Origin of the sequence: Kitasatospora sp. NPDC087861 (assembly GCF_044742585.1) — a bacterium.
In the GTDB taxonomy this organism is placed as follows: Bacteria; Actinomycetota; Actinomycetes; order Streptomycetales; family Streptomycetaceae; genus Kitasatospora.
The window spans coordinates 54,306-69,349 of sequence record NZ_JBIUUS010000030.1 but is presented as its reverse complement, the minus strand read 5'-3'; the positions used below and the strand labels follow the sequence as shown (position 1 = coordinate 69,349).

Below are 15,044 nucleotides of genomic sequence, written 5' to 3'. Positions count from 1 at the left end.
CACCGGAGAGATCCGGTGCCCCTTCGAGGCTTGTGCGGTCCTGGTGGACGCGGCGGTTACTTCTTCTTGCCCTTGCCGTACGGCAGGCCCGCGAGGGCGGCGATGATCACGAAGGCGGCGATCGGGATCAGCACGTACAGACCGATGGTCTGGCCGACGCTCAGGCCGGCCCCCGGGTCGTCGCCGTCGTCCCGGGTGACGGCCATGGCGGGCGACGACAGCAGCATCATCAGCGTGACCGTTGCGGAGACCGCGCCGGCTCGCAAAGCGTTCCTCTTGTCCACGTTTCCAACTTACCCGCCCCTTACGCGCCCCCGCGCGCCGGGGTCGGCCCTTCGGGCACGGGGTTCGGGGCCGGGGGCGCAGGTGGGGGCCGGGTCGGCCGGTCGGGGACGGGGGCGCTCGACAGCCGGACGGGTTCAGACCGACGGGTGGGGCCCGGGCGGGGCCAGCAGGTGGGCGAGCAGGCGGGCGGCCGGGGTGGCGGCCAGGCGGTCGAGGGTGACCGGGTCGCCGGCGTGGTCGGCGACCGGCAGGCGCCAGTTCGGGTACTGGTCCCAGGTGCCGGGCAGGTTCTGCGGACGCGGGTCGCCGACCAGGTCCGGCAGCCAGACCCCGACCAGCTCCGCCGGGGTCGAGCGCAGGAAGCGGTACAGCACCGGCATCGACAGCGGCTCGCCCGGTGTGAGCAGCCCCCGCCGGGTCAGTTCGGCCCGCCAGTCCGCCAGCTCGGCCGCCGCCTCCGCCTGCTCCTCGCCCAGCGGACGGGCCAGCAGCCCGAGCCGGTGCCGCAGCTCGACGTGCTCGCCGGAGAGCCGGGCCGCGGTGCTCGGCAGGTCGTGGGTGGTGAGGGTGGCCAGGCAGCCCGGGCGCCAGCGGTCCGGGGCGAGGATCTCGCCCCCCGCCTGCCAGTCCCGCTCGAACCAGAGCACCGACGTCCCCAGGATGCCGCGCGCCGCCAGCTCCTCCCGGACGCCCGGCTCCACCGTGCCCAGGTCCTCGCCGATCACCGCCGTCCCGGCCCGGTGCGCCTCCAGGGCCAGCACGCCGAGCATCGCCTCCGCGTCGTAGCGGACGTACGCGCCCTCGGTCGGCGGGTGGCCGTCCGGCACCCACCAGAGCCGGAACAGGCCCATCACGTGGTCGATCCGGATCGCCCCCGCGTGCCGGGCCGCCGAGCGCAGCAGCTCCGCGTACGGGGCGTAGCCGGCTGCGGCCAGCGCGTCCGGGCGCCAGGGCGGCAGGCCCCAGTCCTGGCCGTGGGCGTTGAAGGCGTCCGGCGGGGCGCCGACCGCGATGCCGCCGGCCAGGACGTCCTGGAGCGCCCAGGCGTCGGCACCGTCCGGGTGGACGCCGACGGCCAGGTCGTGGATCAGGCCCACCGGCATGCCGGCCCGGCGGGCCGCGCGCTGGGCGTCGCCGAGCTGCTGGTCGACCTGCCAGGCGAGCCAGCGGTGGAACTCGACCCGGTCGGCGAGGTCCCGCGCGGCCTGGCCGACCTGTGGGCCGTCCGGGTGACGCAGCCCCTTCGGCCAGCCGTGCCAGTCGGCGCCGTGCACCTCGGCGAGCGCGTTCCACAGCGCGTGCCGGCGCAGCCAGTCGCCCTCCCGGCGCTGGTACGCCTCGTACGCGGCCTGGCGGCCTGCCCCGCGCGGCACCTCGTGCAGCAGTTCCAGCGCCTCGCGCTTGAGCGCCCAGACGGCGTCCCGGTCGATCAGGCCGTCGTGCGCCAGCACCTCGTCGCGCAGCCGGGCGGCCCGGCGGCCCAGTTCCTCCGCCTCGGCCCGCTGGTCGCCCGTCAGGTAGGCGTACTCGGGCACCGCCTCGACCCGCAGGTGCACCGGGTCGGCGAAGCGGCGGGAGGAGGGGCGGTAGGGGGACGGGTCGGCGGGGGCGGTGGGCAGCGCCTGGTGCAGCGGGTTGATCTGGACGAAGCCCGCGCCGAGGCCGGCGCCCGCCCACTGCGCCAGTTCGGCGAGGTCGCCGAGGTCGCCCATGCCCCAGGAGCGGTCGGACAGGACGGAGTACAGCTGGGCGAGGAACCCCCAGCCGCGGCCGGGGAGCGCGGGCAGCTTCTCGGGGGCGACGATCAGCGCCGCCTCGCTCTTGCCCTCGCCCGTCTCGGCCCTGAGGACGTGTCGGCCGAGCGGCAGGTCGGCCGGCAGCCAGTGCGAGTGCCCGCGCGGCAGCTCCCACACCCCGCCGTCCTCCAGCGCCACGTGCAGCCGCGCGTCGGCCGGCACGTCCAGCGCCGTCCGCCGCCCGGCCCGCACCACCACGCACGGCGGCAGCAACCGGGCCTGCTGCTCGGCCCGGTGACGCTCCAGCGCCTCCCGCGCCTCCTCCGGCGTCCCCGCCGCCACCCCCAGTGCCCCCAGCACCGCGACCAGCGTCCGGGCCCCCACGGCCGGACCCCCCGGACCCGGATTCCGGGTGTCCACCCCGTACGCCTGCGCCAGCGCCACCAGCTCCGCCGGCGGTGGTGGCGCGTCCTGCGCCGGTACCCTCAGCCCGTCGGCTCCGTCACGGTCGAGATAAGCGGCCACTCGCGGCTCCTGCGATGTCTCGGCAACGCCTGGTCAGGACGACCACAGTCCTACCCGTGTGACGGCCCGACGACGCTGCGCGACACGAGCGCGCGGATGGATCGGTCGGGTGCCGGGCGCTCTCACGGCGGCTTCACCGAATTCGCCAATCGGGGTAAAGCGGGCATAGCAGTCGGTGACGTTGACACCGGGTTTGGGTAGCTGGTGGGGTGGCGGCGATGTGGTCCAGGCCTGGCGAGGAGGCCCCTGTGCAAGCCCGAGTGTCCGTTGTGGCCGGGCGGCGGCTGCGGCAGCAGCTGGAGCAGAGTGCGGCGCTGCGGGAGGTGTTGTACCACCCGACGGCGCTGGCGGCGCGGCGGGCCACGGCGCGGACGTGCCGTCAGCTGGCGCCGAAGACGGCGGACCGGCTGATCGCCGACCTCAAGGGGACGGAACCGCTGTTGGCGTCGGTGCGGGCGGAACGGGCCGGGCGGGCGGCTGGGCTGCCGGGGCGGCGGACCCTGCAGATCGCGGCGGGTGTCGTGGCGGCGGCGGTGGTCGGCGGGCTGCTGGCCGGGCCGGTGCCGTCCGCGGCGGCGTACGCGGCGACGGGGCCGGACGTGGTGAGCAGCGCGCCGCAGACGCCGCTGGGGAGCGTGACGAACCCGCAGGTGTTCCCCCGGCCGCAGGAGCAGACGGTGGCCGGGAAGCCGGTCGCGGTGCCGGCCGCGGTGACGCTGGTGCCCGCGCCGAAGGTCGACCGCGGCGCGGTCGACGCCGTCCACGAGGTGCTGGGCGTCGCCGGGGCGACGGACGTGACGCCGCGGCCCGACGCCGGGACGCCGGCCGCCGGATCGCTGGTGGTGTACGTCGGCGGGCCGGCCGAGGGCGCCGACGGCGCGGTGGACCGGGCGCTGAGCGAGCTGTCCGCCGCGGCCGGCGGCAAGAACGGCGCCGCGCCCTCGACCGCGGGCCTGCCGGCCGGCGGGTACGTGCTGTCGGCCGGCCAGCTGCCCGCCCAGGGCGGCGGGACGTACGGCGTGGTGGTGCTGGCGGGCGCGGACGCGGCGGGCACCTTCTACGCCGCGCAGAGCCTGCGCCAGCTGCTCGCCGCCGTACCGGCCGGGCAGGGGCAGGCACCGGGCGCCGCCGGGCTCGGCCTGCCCGGGATCACGCTGCGGGACTGGCCGAGCGGCGCGCCGGTGCGCGGCACCGCGGAGGCGTTCTACGGCACCCCGTGGACCGCGCAGCAGCGGCTCGACCAGGTCGACTTCCTCGGCCGCTCCAAGCAGAACTTCTACCTCTACGCCCCCGGCGACGACCCGTTCCGGCTCTCCCGCTGGCGCGACGCCTACCCGGCCGCCCGGACCGACGAGCTGCGCGAGCTGGGCGGCCGCGCCCGGCAGAACCACGTCACCCTCGGCTACGCGATCGACCCGGGCCAGTCGCTCTGCTTCAGCTCCGGCAAGGACGTGGACGCCCTGGTGGCCAAGCTGGACGGGCTGCGCAAGCTCGGCTTCACGGCCTTCCAGCTGCAGTTCCTGGACGTCAGCTACGACGAGTGGCACTGCGGTGACGACCGCGACGAGTACGGCACCGGGCCCGCCGCGGCCGCCAAGGCGCAGGCCGAGCTGGTCAGGAAGGTGCAGGACCGGCTGATCGCGAAGAACCCGGGCCTGGCCCCGCTGTCCGTCGTGCCCACCGAGTACCACCAGCAGGGCGCCACGCCGTACCGCAAGGCGCTGGCCGCGGCGCTGCCGGACGGGGTGCAGGTGGCCTGGAGCGGGGTCGGGGTGATCCCGGAGAAGATCACCGGCGCCCAGGCCGCCGACACCGGTGCCCTGTACGGGCATCCGCTGGTCACCATGGACAACTACCCGGTCAACGACGCCAGCCCGGACCGGCTCTTCCTCGGCGCCTACACCGGGCGCGAGCCGGAACTGGCCACCCGCTCGGCGGTGATGCTCACCGGCGCCATGCAGCAGCCGGTGGCCTCCCGGATCGCCCTCGCCACGGCCGGCGACTTCGCCTGGAACCCGACCGGCTACAAGCCGGAGGACTCCTGGCAGGCCGCGGTGCGCTCGCTCGCCGGCCCGACCGGTGCCGGCAGCACGCCCGCCGGCAGTGCCCTGTCCGCGGTCACCGCGCTGGCCGGCAACAGCTCCTCCTCGCCGCTGTCCGCGCAGGAGTCCGGCTACCTGACGCCGCTGCTCGACCGGTTCTGGGCCAACGCCGAACCCACCTCGGGCACCGCGCCGGACCTCGCCAAGCTGATAGAGGCGGCCGCGCCGCTGCGCGAGGCCTTCGCCGCGATGGCCACCGCCCAGCAGACCCTCACCGGCACCCAGGCCACCGCCCAGCTCGCCGCCGAGGCCGCCCCCTGGCTCGCCCCGCTGCGCGACTACGGGCAGGCCGGGCAGGCCGCGCTGGACATGCTGCTGGCCCAGCACGGCGGCGACGGCGCGGCCGCCTGGAAGGCCCGGGTGCAGCTCAACCGGCTGCGCGAGCAGCTCGTCCAGAGCCCAGCCACGATCGGCGCGGGCGTGCTCGGCCCGTTCCTGGAGCGCGCCGTCCGGGCCGCCGACAACTGGGCCGGGGTGGTCGGCGGCGGGGTCACCCCGACCACCACCATGGGCACCGCGCAGGACCACCTGCCCGCGCTGATGACCGACGGCGTGGCCGACACCTTCTACTGGAGCTCCGCTCCCCCGCAGCCCGGCGACGCGGTCGGCGTGGACCTCGGCGGCGGACGTCCGGTCGGCTCCGTCACCGTGCTGATGGGCTCCTGGGGCGGCGGGCCGGACGGCGAGAACGCGGTCGACGACTACATCCGCGACGGCGTGCTGGAGTACACCACCGGCGAGGGCGGCTGGCAGCCGCTCACCACGGTCAGGAACCAGAAGACGGTCAGCGCCCGCCTGCCGGCCGGCACGGTGGTGCGGGCCGTCCGGCTGCGGGCCACCGCCGCCCAGAAGACCGCCGTCGCGGTGCGCGAGTTCAGCGTCACCGCGCCCGACGACGCCCCGGCCAGCGTCACCGGCGGCCCCGACGCACTGCCCGGCTCCTCGGTGGCCTCGGTGCTGGACGGCAACCCGGACACCGCGTACCGGGCCGCCAAGCCGCCGACCGCGCAGGACGAGCCGCTCACCGTCGAGCTGGGCACCGCCCGTCCGCTCGACCGGCTCACCGTGCTCACCGACCCGAGCGTGCACGCCACCGCCACCGTCTCGGTTCGCCGGCCGGACGGCGGCTGGACGGACATCGGCACCGTGCAGCCCGGCTACAACGAGCTGCCGGCCGGCGGGCAGGTCGCCGACGCGTTCCGGCTGGCCTGGAAGCCGGGCGGCGACCCGCCGGTGGTCAACCAGGTGATCCCCTGGTACTCGGACGTCCCGGCGGCCCGGCTCAGCCTCTCCGACCCGGCCCTGGACGTGGTGACCGGCGCGGCCGCGCCCGCCCAGACCCGGGCCACCGTCGAGGCCGGGCGCCCCGAGGGGACCAGCGGCGAGCTGCGCACCGAGGTGCCGGCCGCCGCCAAGGGCCTGACCGTGGCTCCGGCGAGCGGGGTGACCGTGCCGCGCGGCGGCCGGGTGGGCGTGCCGCTGCTGGTCAGCGCCGCCCCCGGGACGCCGTCCGGGACGTACCAGGTGCCGGTGCAGTTCGTGGCCGGCACCACCACGGTGAAGCAGGTGCTCCAGGTGCACGTGGTGCCGCCGACCGGCGGGCCGGACCTGGCGCTCGGCGCCAAGGCGACCTCCTCGGGCGACGAGACGGCCAACTTCCCCGCCTCGGCGGTCGCCGACGGCGACCCGAAGACCCGCTGGTCCTCCCCCGCCAAGGACGACGCCTGGGTGCAGCTGGAACTGCCGCAGGCCGCCCACCTGGGCGCGGCGGTGCTGCACTGGCAGGCCGCGTACGCCGCCTCGTACAAGCTCCAGGTCTCGGCGGACGGGACCACCTGGACCGACGCGGCGACGGTGGACAACGGCAAGGGCGGCGACGAGACCGTGCGCTTCGACGCGGCCGGCGCCCGGTTCCTCCGGGTGCAGGGCGTGACCCGGGCCACCAAGTACGGCTACTCGCTGTGGGGCGTCGAGCTGTACGCCGTCACCCCGCCGGCCCAGCCGCCGACCGTACCCCCGGCGCAGTCGGGCGGCACCCCGGCCACCCCGGTCACCCCGGTCACCCCGCCGTCCACGGCCCCGGTCCAGCCGACCGCCCCGGCCACGCCCCCGGCGACCGCGCCGACGGGCGGGTCCGCGCCGAAGCAGTAGCCGCCGGCCGTCCGCGGAGGCGCGGGAGCGCCCGGACAACGCGGCGGGCCGCCGTGCTCCCCGGTGGGGGGCGCGGCGGCCCATGAGGCGTACCGACGATGTGACGGGCTGGCCCTTGTGGAGCGGGGTCAGGCGGAGAGCGGTTCGGGCTGCTCACCGCGGCGGACCGGGGCGGAGTGGGCGGAGTGCGCCCGGCCGAGCGGGACGGGATGGCCCTGCTCGATGCGGTCGTGGTGCTCGTACTCGCCCCACTGCGGGGCGCGCAGCTGGTCGCCGCCGCCGTAGGGCTCCAGGTAGGGGCGCCAGCGGGGGTCCTTGATGCCGGTGCCGATGATCCGCCAGGCGAGGCCGCTGGGCGGGGCCGGCGGGCGCTTCATGCGCCAGCCGAGTTCGGTGAGGTGGCGGTCGGCCTTGGTGTGGTTGCAGCGGCGGCAGGCCGCCACCACGTTGTCCCACCGGTGCTGGCCGCCCCGGCTCCGCGGGATGACGTGGTCGACGCTGGTGGCGGCGGCCCCGCAGTAGACGCAGCGGCCGTGGTCGCGGGCGAACAGCGCCCGGCGGGTGAGCGGGACTGGCCCGCAGAACGGGACCCGCACGAAGCGGGTCAGGCGGACGACGGACGGCGCCGGAAGGGCGCTGGTGGCGCTGTGCAGAGTGACTCCCGAGTCCTCCAGGCTGACCGCCTTGTGGTTGAGGACCAGGATGAGTGCGCGGCGCATCGATACGACGCCGAGTGGCTCGTAGGACGCGTTGAGGACCAGGACATGTGGCACGGATGCCTCCTTGGACGCCTGCGGCGCGTGGCTCGCGCCGGGACGAGCGGTTGGATCGCACAACTGGTGCGCGATCTCCCCCAGTGTCGCCTTACGCCTTTGTACGGCGCCACCACTCCTGTGTAACGGACCTGACCTGAACTTCCGGTGTGGCTTCCGTCATAGCCGGTATGCCCTGGGGACCGTCGGGTTGCACCCGGGTGCCGTCGGGGTGCCGTCCGGTGGCCCTCCCGGGGGACCGCTCGGCCGGTCGGAGCAGCGGCCGCGCCCGGTGTCCGGGGAGCGCACCGGTGCGTTGACGGGGCGTCCGAGCGGTCCTGTACGCCCTTCGGCGCGTCCGGTCGGGTGTTCGGTGCCGGATAGGCTATGGCGGACGGTCCGCGGGCGGCGTGCCGCGGCGCGGGCCCGCCTTGCCCCCTGCAGGAAGGTCCCGCACGTGTTCCGCTCCGGTGCCACCGGTATCGCCGACGCGTCCTCGACGCTCTCCACTCCGACGCCGGCGCCCAGCCCGACCGCACCGCAGCTGCCGCAGCTGGACCTGAGAATCCCGACCAGCGCGCAGGAGGTCAGCGACACCACCAGGCAGGCCGCCAGCTGGTTCGACACGCACTGGCAGGGCTGGCTGGCCGGCGGGGTGCGGATCGTCTTCATCGTGCTGCTGGCGCTGGTGCTGCGCGCCGTGGTGCGCAAGCTGATCACCCAGCTGATAACGCGGATGGCGCGCACGCACGACCACCACGAGGAGAGCCGGCTGGGCGGTCTGCTCGCCAACACCGGGGTGGTGAACCCGGAGCGGCGCCAGCAGCGCTCGGAGGCGATCGGCTCGGTGCTGCGCAGCGTGGCGTCGTTCTCCATTCTGGGCACGGCCGCGCTGATGGTGCTCTCCGCGCTGGGCGTGAACCTGGCGCCGCTGCTGGCGAGCGCCGGTGTGGCCGGTGTGGCGATCGGTTTCGGCGCCCGCAACCTGGTGACGGACTTCCTCTCCGGGGTCTTCATGATCATGGAGGACCAGTACGGCGTCGGCGACGAGATCGACACCGGGGTGGCCACCGGCACGGTGCTGGAGGTCGGGCTGCGGGTGACCAAGCTGCGCGGGGCCAACGGCGAGATCTGGTACATCCGCAACGGCGAGGTGAAGCGGATCGCCAACATGAGCCAGGGCTGGTCGACCGCCTCGGTGGACGTCCAGGTCGGTTACAAGGAGGACCTGCTGCGGGTCGAGGACCTGATCCGGGCGACGGCCGAGGCGCTGTCCAAGGAGGCGCCGTACGACGAGCTGGTCTGGGCGCCGGTGTCGATCCTGGGAGTGGAGTCGGTCGCGGCGGACTCGGTGATGGTGCGGATCGAGGCGCGGACCGCGCCGGGCAAGTCGCCGACGGTGTCCCGGGCGCTGCGCCAGCGCCTGAAGGCGGCCTTCGACCTGGCCGGGATCAAGGTCAAGGAGGAGGCCCCGGCGGTGGCCGCCGCGGCGCCGGCGGCCCCGGCCACCGGGGTGGTGATCGCCCCGGCGACCGAGCCGGCCCCGCCGTCCGCGCTGTCGGACCCCGCCTCGCCGCGGTACCGGGCGACCGAGCCGATCCCGCTGCCGAAGCCGCCGACGGACGACCTGACGAAGCCCTGAGCCCCGGCTCGGCCCGACCTCGGCAGGCGAAGGCCCCGCTCCCACTCCGGTGGTTTCCAGGGGCAGCCACCGAACGGGGGCGGGCCCGCCGCTGGGGGTTAAGGGCGGCGGGGGTGCGAGTTGGTCAGTAGGTAGCGGGACGGGGGTATCAGATCGGCTGAATACACCTTCCCTGCCGAGGGACCGGCGGGAGGTTCGTGAGCGTGCGCAGAGCCTGATCACGCGCGCGGAAGCCGAAGCTGATGAGGGTGACGCTCTCTCCGGGACTGAGCGGCGTCCGGCCGTGCGGCGTGAGCGCGCCGTCGAATACGACACAGTCACCCACGCCGAGATCGCATTCGAGATAGCCGTTGGCGTTGATGAAGACGGTGGTGCTAACCCTGGGCGCACCGGTGAGGCGAGCGTGCTTGAGGCAGAGGATCAGGTTGGCCTCACCGAAGCCGGACTCGTCAACGTGGAAGTCGAGGAACTGCCCTTCCTCGTAGCCGATGTAAACGCCGGTGTGCGGCTGCTCGACTTCCAGGCCAGTGGACCGTGCTACGACTGCGGCGAGATCGATCTGTGCGGCGAAGCGGTTCGCGGCGTCGCCGACGGCCGCGTTCCACTTGCCGTTGTGGAGGTATCCGTCAGCGGCGACGGCTTTCTCGGACTCCTCCGCCATAACGGCGATCAGCTCAGCGGGGAACGATTGATCACGCAGGTGGCGCGGGTGCACGCGCTGGTGTGCGGTGAGCACGCACACGGCGTCCCGGAGGTTGGGGAAGTCCTCTGCCCACCGGGCCGGTGTCCGGGCCGTGGTGCGGGACTGGAGCCATGAGGTCCACTGACCGCTCCACTGGCGCGGCACCGCGCCGCCTGCCGCCGATGCGTCGGCCTGGCCGATCAGCATCTCCACCCGGGCGAGTGCGGCCTGGGTGGACTCGACCAGCCCGGCGTCCTCCTTGGCGATCCGCAGCCGCAGCGCTTCTTGGAGATGGGCCTGGGCATCCGCGAGGTCGCCGCGCTCCATGAGGTGCTTACCGGTGTGCTGAAGCGCAAAGTCAACCAGTTCCGGGTGCTGGCTTCGCGCGGTGTTCAGGGCACTGCGGTAGAGCGCGTCCGCAGTCTGCACGTCACCGGCGTAGCGGTGCGCGTCGCCGAGGTTGAGCCCGGTGGCGACGACGGCCCGGGTGTTGCCAGTCCCTGCGGCCAGGTCGAGCGACTGCCGGAGGAGCGTACGGGCCTCCTCGTGGTTGCCCAGGCACATCTGGCCGATGCCGATCCATCTGGTCAGGACCCGAGTACGTGCGGGGTCGGTCTCCTCGGGCAAGGCCCGTAGTTCCTCGTGGAGTTGGCCGACCGCGGTGGTCAGTTCGTTCCGGTCGGTGGGGACCATCCGCAGGTTGTCGTCGTGAGTGATGAGGTGATCAAGCACTTGGCCCTCCGTCGTTCGGTTCTGCTCAGCGTGGCACTACAGCTGGTCGGTCTGGCGGCGCAGGTCGGCCAGCAGCTCCACCCCGTGCGGGGAGAAGTGCTCACGCAGGAGTTCGAGTTCGCGCATGAGGTAGCGGACGGCCGGCAGCCCCTCGTCGTAGGCGCTCTGGAAGCTCAGGCGCTCGTTGGGCGTGAGGTCGTCGCGGCGCAGTTCGGTCTGGCGGAAGCACAGCAGCTGGTTGTACACGCAGGTCGCGTGGAAGGCCCTGTCGATCTCCCAGTACTGGTTGCGGTCCTCTCCCTGCCCGGCCCGCCACTTGATCTCGATCTTGGGAGAGGTCTTGGAGGAGTACCCGTCGGCGAAGACCCGGTGCTGGAGGACGTGGAAGCTGATCGACTGGTGGGTGCCCTCGTGCAGGATGTTCTCCGCCAGGAAGAGCGGGGACGGCTGCTCGCTGACCGTGTTCGGCGGGATGTGGCGGGACGCCTTGTCGGAGAACGTGATGATGTAGGGGAGCGCCGGGTCGCTGGAGCTGGTCAGCGAGGAGGTGCGGACGCCGGGCTTGAGGGCCACCCACAGCAGCCCACGGACGAATTCGCCCACGCGGGCGAATCCCTCGGGGTGGACCAGCGACAGGCGGTCCAGGGCCTGGGTCAGCGCTGCGCGGCGCTCGTCGGTGTGCTGGACGATCTCGTAGTCCGTCAGGTTGATCTCGTTGGCGATCTCGTCGTGAAGCTCGGCGTCGAACCAGTCGAAGTTCGCCCCGGCCACGGTCACGGGTTCACTGCCAAGAGAACGGGCGTGCTCCGCGTAGGGGGTGCCCGACTTCACCAGGCGCTCCATCAGAGCGAACGGCAAAACCAACTCGGCACCCTCCTCGCGGAGCCGGGTCAGCACCGGGTCCTTCCGGTCGAGGTCGAAGAAGGAGCCGGCGGGGACGCGGGCGGCGATGGCGGTCTTCAATGCGGACTCTCCTTGGTTGGGGTGTGTGCGACGCCGAGCGGCGGGTCGGCTCGGATCATCACCCGCGCCGACCCGCCCATGCCGTCAACTGACCGGCATCAGTCCGGAACTGCGGTCAGACCTCGGTACCCACCGGGGCGAAGTCGCCGTCGGGGACCGAGTGGTCCAGGCGGCGGGTCAGGGATTCGACGCCCGTCTCCGGGGCGAAGTCGCCGTCCGGGACCGAGTGGTCCAGGCGGCGGGTCAGGTTGGTGATCTCCGGGTCACCGGGCTGGATGGTGGCGGTGTTCACGTGCCTCTCCAATCGGGTTGGCTCTGCTCGCCCGGGTGCGGGTGCGCAGTCTTGCGGGGTGGTGCGGCCCGGCCCGTCAGACCTTTTCCGACGGACCGGGGGCTTGTTGGGCGCCCAGGGCCGCGAGTGTCGGCCAGAAGCGGCCGGAGGCGATGAGCGCCATTGCCTTTACTCGCTCTTCGGCTTGTCGCCGTTGTGGTCGCCCGACCCGTTGCTGGTGCCGTTCTTGTCGTCCATGCCGTGCACTCCTTCCGATTCACCCGCTGAGAAGCGCGGGGGTGGTGGGCTGCCGAAGGCCAGCGTGCGCAGCCAGGAAACCCCCAAAGAGGCAGCCAGCCCTGTGCGACAGCGAGTAGTCGCACCGTCACTCCGACGGGCAGGGCTAGTTGACCGCCGCGGCAAGATCAACGGCTGATAGCCAGCGGACTTTTCGACGGACTTTTCCACGGGCGGACCTATACACAGTCAGCGGCCCGCGGGCTACCGTCTGCGATGTGGAGACACAATTCACCCGCCTGTGCACAGAGTTCGGGTGGAGTAGCCCGGCCCGGTTCAGACAGGTGTACGCCGCGACGGCGCGCAAGCTCGGAGAGGACGAAGAGGTGAGCAGCCGCCAGTACCACCGCTGGCGTCAGCCGTTACCACCGTGCCCTCATCCGGCACGCCAGCGGGTTCTCGAAGCGATGTTGGGTATCCCGTTGGAGCAGGCGGGTTTTACCGTGCCACCACACCGTCGATCAGGACCAGCACCCACGCCACGAGAAGAGCCAGAAGACGTGAACCGCCGATCCTTCATCGCCATGGCCGGCGGTGCCGCCGTGTCCGCCAAGCTAACGCCGCCGCGAATCGGGACCGAGACCGTCATGGACCTGCGGGCCGGGCTCACTTCCTTGTACGGGCTGGACGACCGGTTTGGCGGTGCGACAGTCGGCCCCCTCGCGCAAGCTCACCTCGCTCGGGTCGAACGGCTGATCGCCACCAAGAGTTACCCGGGTACGATCGGCCGTCAGCTCCGACTGATCGCGGGGGAGACTGCGGAACACGTGGCGTGGCTGGCCTTCGACGCTGGCGACAACGTCCGGGCCAAGAAGCATTGGAAGCACGCACTCACCCGAGCCGAGGAGCTGCAAGACAACTCGCTCGCCGTAGTGGTGATGGCGTCCATGGCGCTGATGAGTCTTCGAGAACGCGAGCCTAGTACCGCGCTCGATCTCGCCCGCGCCGCACAGTCGAAGGCCGCGTCGTGGGCGCCCCCCTCGCTGATGTCCATCCTGATGACCCGGGAGGCCCGCGCTTACGCGATGATGGGCAACCCCGTCAGGGCCCGATCGACTTTGTCGCAGGCGACTCGCACCTTCGAGCAAGAACGCAACGAGCGACCGGTGCCCGACTGGGCGGTGTTCCACGGGCCGGCGGAGTTGGCGCTGGCGCAGGCATCCCTCTTCACGGAGGCGGGGCACCACAAGGCGGCCGTGGACTGGCTGCGGCGCTCGCTCCAACACCAGGAGACGAACTACGCGCGGAACGAGGCGCTGGTGCGGTTCAGCCTCGCCGGGGCGCTCGCGCAGGCAGGTGAGGCCGAGGAGTCGGCCCACGAACTCACCTCGGGAGCCGTCCTGCTGACCGAGGTGTCGTCCGGCCGGGCTCGCACATCGATGGAGGAGGCACACTCCCACCTGAAGCTGTTGAATCCCTCCCTGGCCGCTGCCAGCACCGCCCACCTGATCGCCTAAAAGGAGAATCGTGCAGACGCCCGTCTTAGAGACCTTCACAGATCCGGATGTCGCTGCCCGGGTGTTGGACGAGATAGCACCGCTGTACGAGCAGGTGTTCGCGGAGCCGCCCTATTTCGAGGGGCCCCGCGACCTCGCCGGGTTCCTGGAGGACTACGAGTCGTTCCGGACCATGCCCGGCTTCCGACTGGTGCTGGCTCGCTCAGGTGCTGCGTTGGTCGGGTTCGCTTTTGGTGTCCTGCTCCAGTCGGACAGCCGTTGGTGGAATGGCCTCGGCCTGAACGAGGGCTTCACCCGCGAAGACGGACACCGGACGTTCGTGATCCGGGAAATCGCCGTGGCTCCGGAGCAGCGCCGGCAGGGGTTGGGCCGGGAGCTGCACGCAGCCGTACTCAAAGGGGCTCAGGTGGAGCGTGTGACGCTTGCGGTCCGGCCCGAAGCACAGGCTGCGATGAAGATGTACGAAGCCCTCGGCTATCGGGACCTGGGCGACAAGCCCCCGGCCTGGGAAGGGGCCCCGGTGTACCGCTACATGGTCCGATAGCCCGCTACTCGGCTCCGGACGGATGCGTCCGCCGCGGACACCGCCGGACTTTTCCACGAGGCCCTGTCGCTCCATCGGTGGTTTCCAGGGGCGGGGCCTTCCGCTACGACGACCACTTGCTCGTCAACCCGCTGCTCCACCTCAAGCGAGTGGACGCCACCGGCTGGTTCGACAACAACGCTCACAGCTTCGAAGCCGTTTGGGCCCGCGCGCGGCCCTGGACACCTGACCACGAGGGGACCGCCGTACATGGGCAGGACCGAGTACTACAACGACCCCGACGCCCCCAAGGCCAACACCCTCTTCTCCAGAACCTCCCGGAGGCCACGTTCCTCGGCTTCGAGCAGAGCGAACGAATGGTTCGCCACCAACCGCGTGAGCTGGTCGCCAGCCTTGTGGACGTCGCGGAGGAACCACGCGCCGTCGAGCGGCTGGAAACCGGTTGCCGCCAGCCTCGGCGCGTAGCCGACGTTGTGCAGCAGAGCAGCGCAGATGAGCACGCCGACGCGGGCGCCCAGAACTTCTTCAAGGCTGCCCGCCCGGTCTGCCACGCCTTGGGTGTGTGCCCAGCGGCGGGGCAGCGGCCCGGCAAGCCCGCTCTCCGCCACCGCTCTGGCACAGGAGGTCGGCTGTTCGCTCATGCGTCGATGCTTTCCCACGTCGGCGCCCTCTGTACGCGCAGGCCCTTCGCCGTGACGGGACGAATTACCCTGCCAGATGGTCGAACTCTCCCGCCCTGACACCGCGTAGGAAGGCGCGGAGCTTGTCGGGCGTTGTGGTGATGATGACGTCGGGGTCATCGCTCTCGCGGAGTTTGATGCTGCGGTCGGGGGCTGCGGCAAGGTAAAGGCAGTTGGCCGACTCGGAACTGTAGCTGGACTTCTGCCAGTTGAGAGCTGACATGG

The 15,044-nt window shown here is 72.6% G+C and carries 13 protein-coding genes; 4 read left to right on the top strand and 9 right to left on the bottom strand.

Going from position 1 to position 15,044, the window contains the following annotated elements; genetic code table 11:
- Window positions 1–56 precede the first annotated feature (56 nt).
- Both ACIOJE_RS31870 and malQ read right to left on the bottom strand, forming a co-directional pair.
- Window positions 57–284 (bottom strand): hypothetical protein, encoded by a 228-nt coding sequence (locus ACIOJE_RS31870; protein ID WP_280677919.1) that lies wholly within the window; start codon window positions 282–284, stop codon window positions 57–59.
- Window positions 285–419: 135 nt separating this feature from the next.
- On the bottom strand, window positions 420–2,546 hold the full coding sequence (gene malQ / locus ACIOJE_RS31865) for a 4-alpha-glucanotransferase (protein WP_400781013.1): 2,127 nt from the start codon (window positions 2,544–2,546) through the stop codon (window positions 420–422).
- Between the two features lie 248 nt (window positions 2,547–2,794).
- On the opposite strand from malQ, the gene ACIOJE_RS31860 reads away from it, so the two are divergent.
- Window positions 2,795–6,799, top strand: coding sequence for a beta-N-acetylglucosaminidase domain-containing protein (locus ACIOJE_RS31860; protein WP_400781010.1), 4,005 nt, complete (start codon window positions 2,795–2,797; stop codon window positions 6,797–6,799).
- Between the two features lie 128 nt (window positions 6,800–6,927).
- Here the strand turns inward: ACIOJE_RS31860 and ACIOJE_RS31855 are convergent, their stop codons facing one another.
- On the bottom strand, window positions 6,928–7,572 hold the full coding sequence (locus ACIOJE_RS31855; protein ID WP_280677915.1) for an HNH endonuclease: 645 nt from the start codon (window positions 7,570–7,572) through the stop codon (window positions 6,928–6,930).
- Between the two features lie 436 nt (window positions 7,573–8,008).
- On the opposite strand from ACIOJE_RS31855, the gene ACIOJE_RS31850 reads away from it, so the two are divergent.
- A complete protein-coding gene (locus ACIOJE_RS31850) occupies window positions 8,009–9,193 on the top strand; it encodes a mechanosensitive ion channel family protein (RefSeq protein ID WP_400781007.1) in 1,185 nt (394 codons plus the stop codon).
- 148 nt (window positions 9,194–9,341) lie between these two features.
- Here the strand turns inward: ACIOJE_RS31850 and ACIOJE_RS31845 are convergent, their stop codons facing one another.
- The 4 genes from ACIOJE_RS31845 to ACIOJE_RS31830 form a co-directional block, all read right to left on the bottom strand.
- The gene (locus tag ACIOJE_RS31845) at window positions 9,342–10,607 is read right to left on the bottom strand and encodes a tetratricopeptide repeat protein (protein ID WP_400781004.1); all 1,266 of its coding nucleotides are present in this window, start codon (window positions 10,605–10,607) and stop codon (window positions 9,342–9,344) included.
- Between the two features lie 36 nt (window positions 10,608–10,643).
- The gene (locus tag ACIOJE_RS31840) at window positions 10,644–11,570 is read right to left on the bottom strand and encodes a hypothetical protein (RefSeq protein WP_400781002.1); all 927 of its coding nucleotides are present in this window, start codon (window positions 11,568–11,570) and stop codon (window positions 10,644–10,646) included.
- Window positions 11,571–11,685: 115 nt separating this feature from the next.
- On the bottom strand, window positions 11,686–11,862 hold the full coding sequence (locus tag ACIOJE_RS31835; RefSeq protein WP_400781000.1) for a hypothetical protein: 177 nt from the start codon (window positions 11,860–11,862) through the stop codon (window positions 11,686–11,688).
- Between the two features lie 168 nt (window positions 11,863–12,030).
- On the bottom strand, window positions 12,031–12,186 hold the full coding sequence (locus tag ACIOJE_RS31830; protein WP_400780997.1) for a hypothetical protein: 156 nt from the start codon (window positions 12,184–12,186) through the stop codon (window positions 12,031–12,033).
- Between the two features lie 452 nt (window positions 12,187–12,638).
- Between ACIOJE_RS31830 and ACIOJE_RS31825 the strand changes: the two genes are divergently transcribed.
- Window positions 12,639–13,595, top strand: a complete 957-nt coding sequence (locus ACIOJE_RS31825) for a hypothetical protein (protein ID WP_400780994.1) — start codon at window positions 12,639–12,641, stop codon at window positions 13,593–13,595.
- 10 nt (window positions 13,596–13,605) lie between these two features.
- Window positions 13,606–14,139, top strand: a complete 534-nt coding sequence (locus ACIOJE_RS31820) for a GNAT family N-acetyltransferase (protein WP_400780991.1) — start codon at window positions 13,606–13,608, stop codon at window positions 14,137–14,139.
- 266 nt (window positions 14,140–14,405) lie between these two features.
- On the opposite strand, the gene ACIOJE_RS31815 is transcribed toward ACIOJE_RS31820, so the two are convergent.
- Both ACIOJE_RS31815 and ACIOJE_RS31810 read right to left on the bottom strand, forming a co-directional pair.
- On the bottom strand, window positions 14,406–14,780 hold the full coding sequence (locus ACIOJE_RS31815; protein WP_400780988.1) for an HD domain-containing protein: 375 nt from the start codon (window positions 14,778–14,780) through the stop codon (window positions 14,406–14,408).
- Window positions 14,781–14,844: 64 nt separating this feature from the next.
- Complete coding sequence (locus ACIOJE_RS31810) at window positions 14,845–15,042, bottom strand: DUF397 domain-containing protein (protein WP_400780986.1); 198 nt, start codon at window positions 15,040–15,042, stop codon at window positions 14,845–14,847.
- Window positions 15,043–15,044 lie beyond the last annotated feature (2 nt).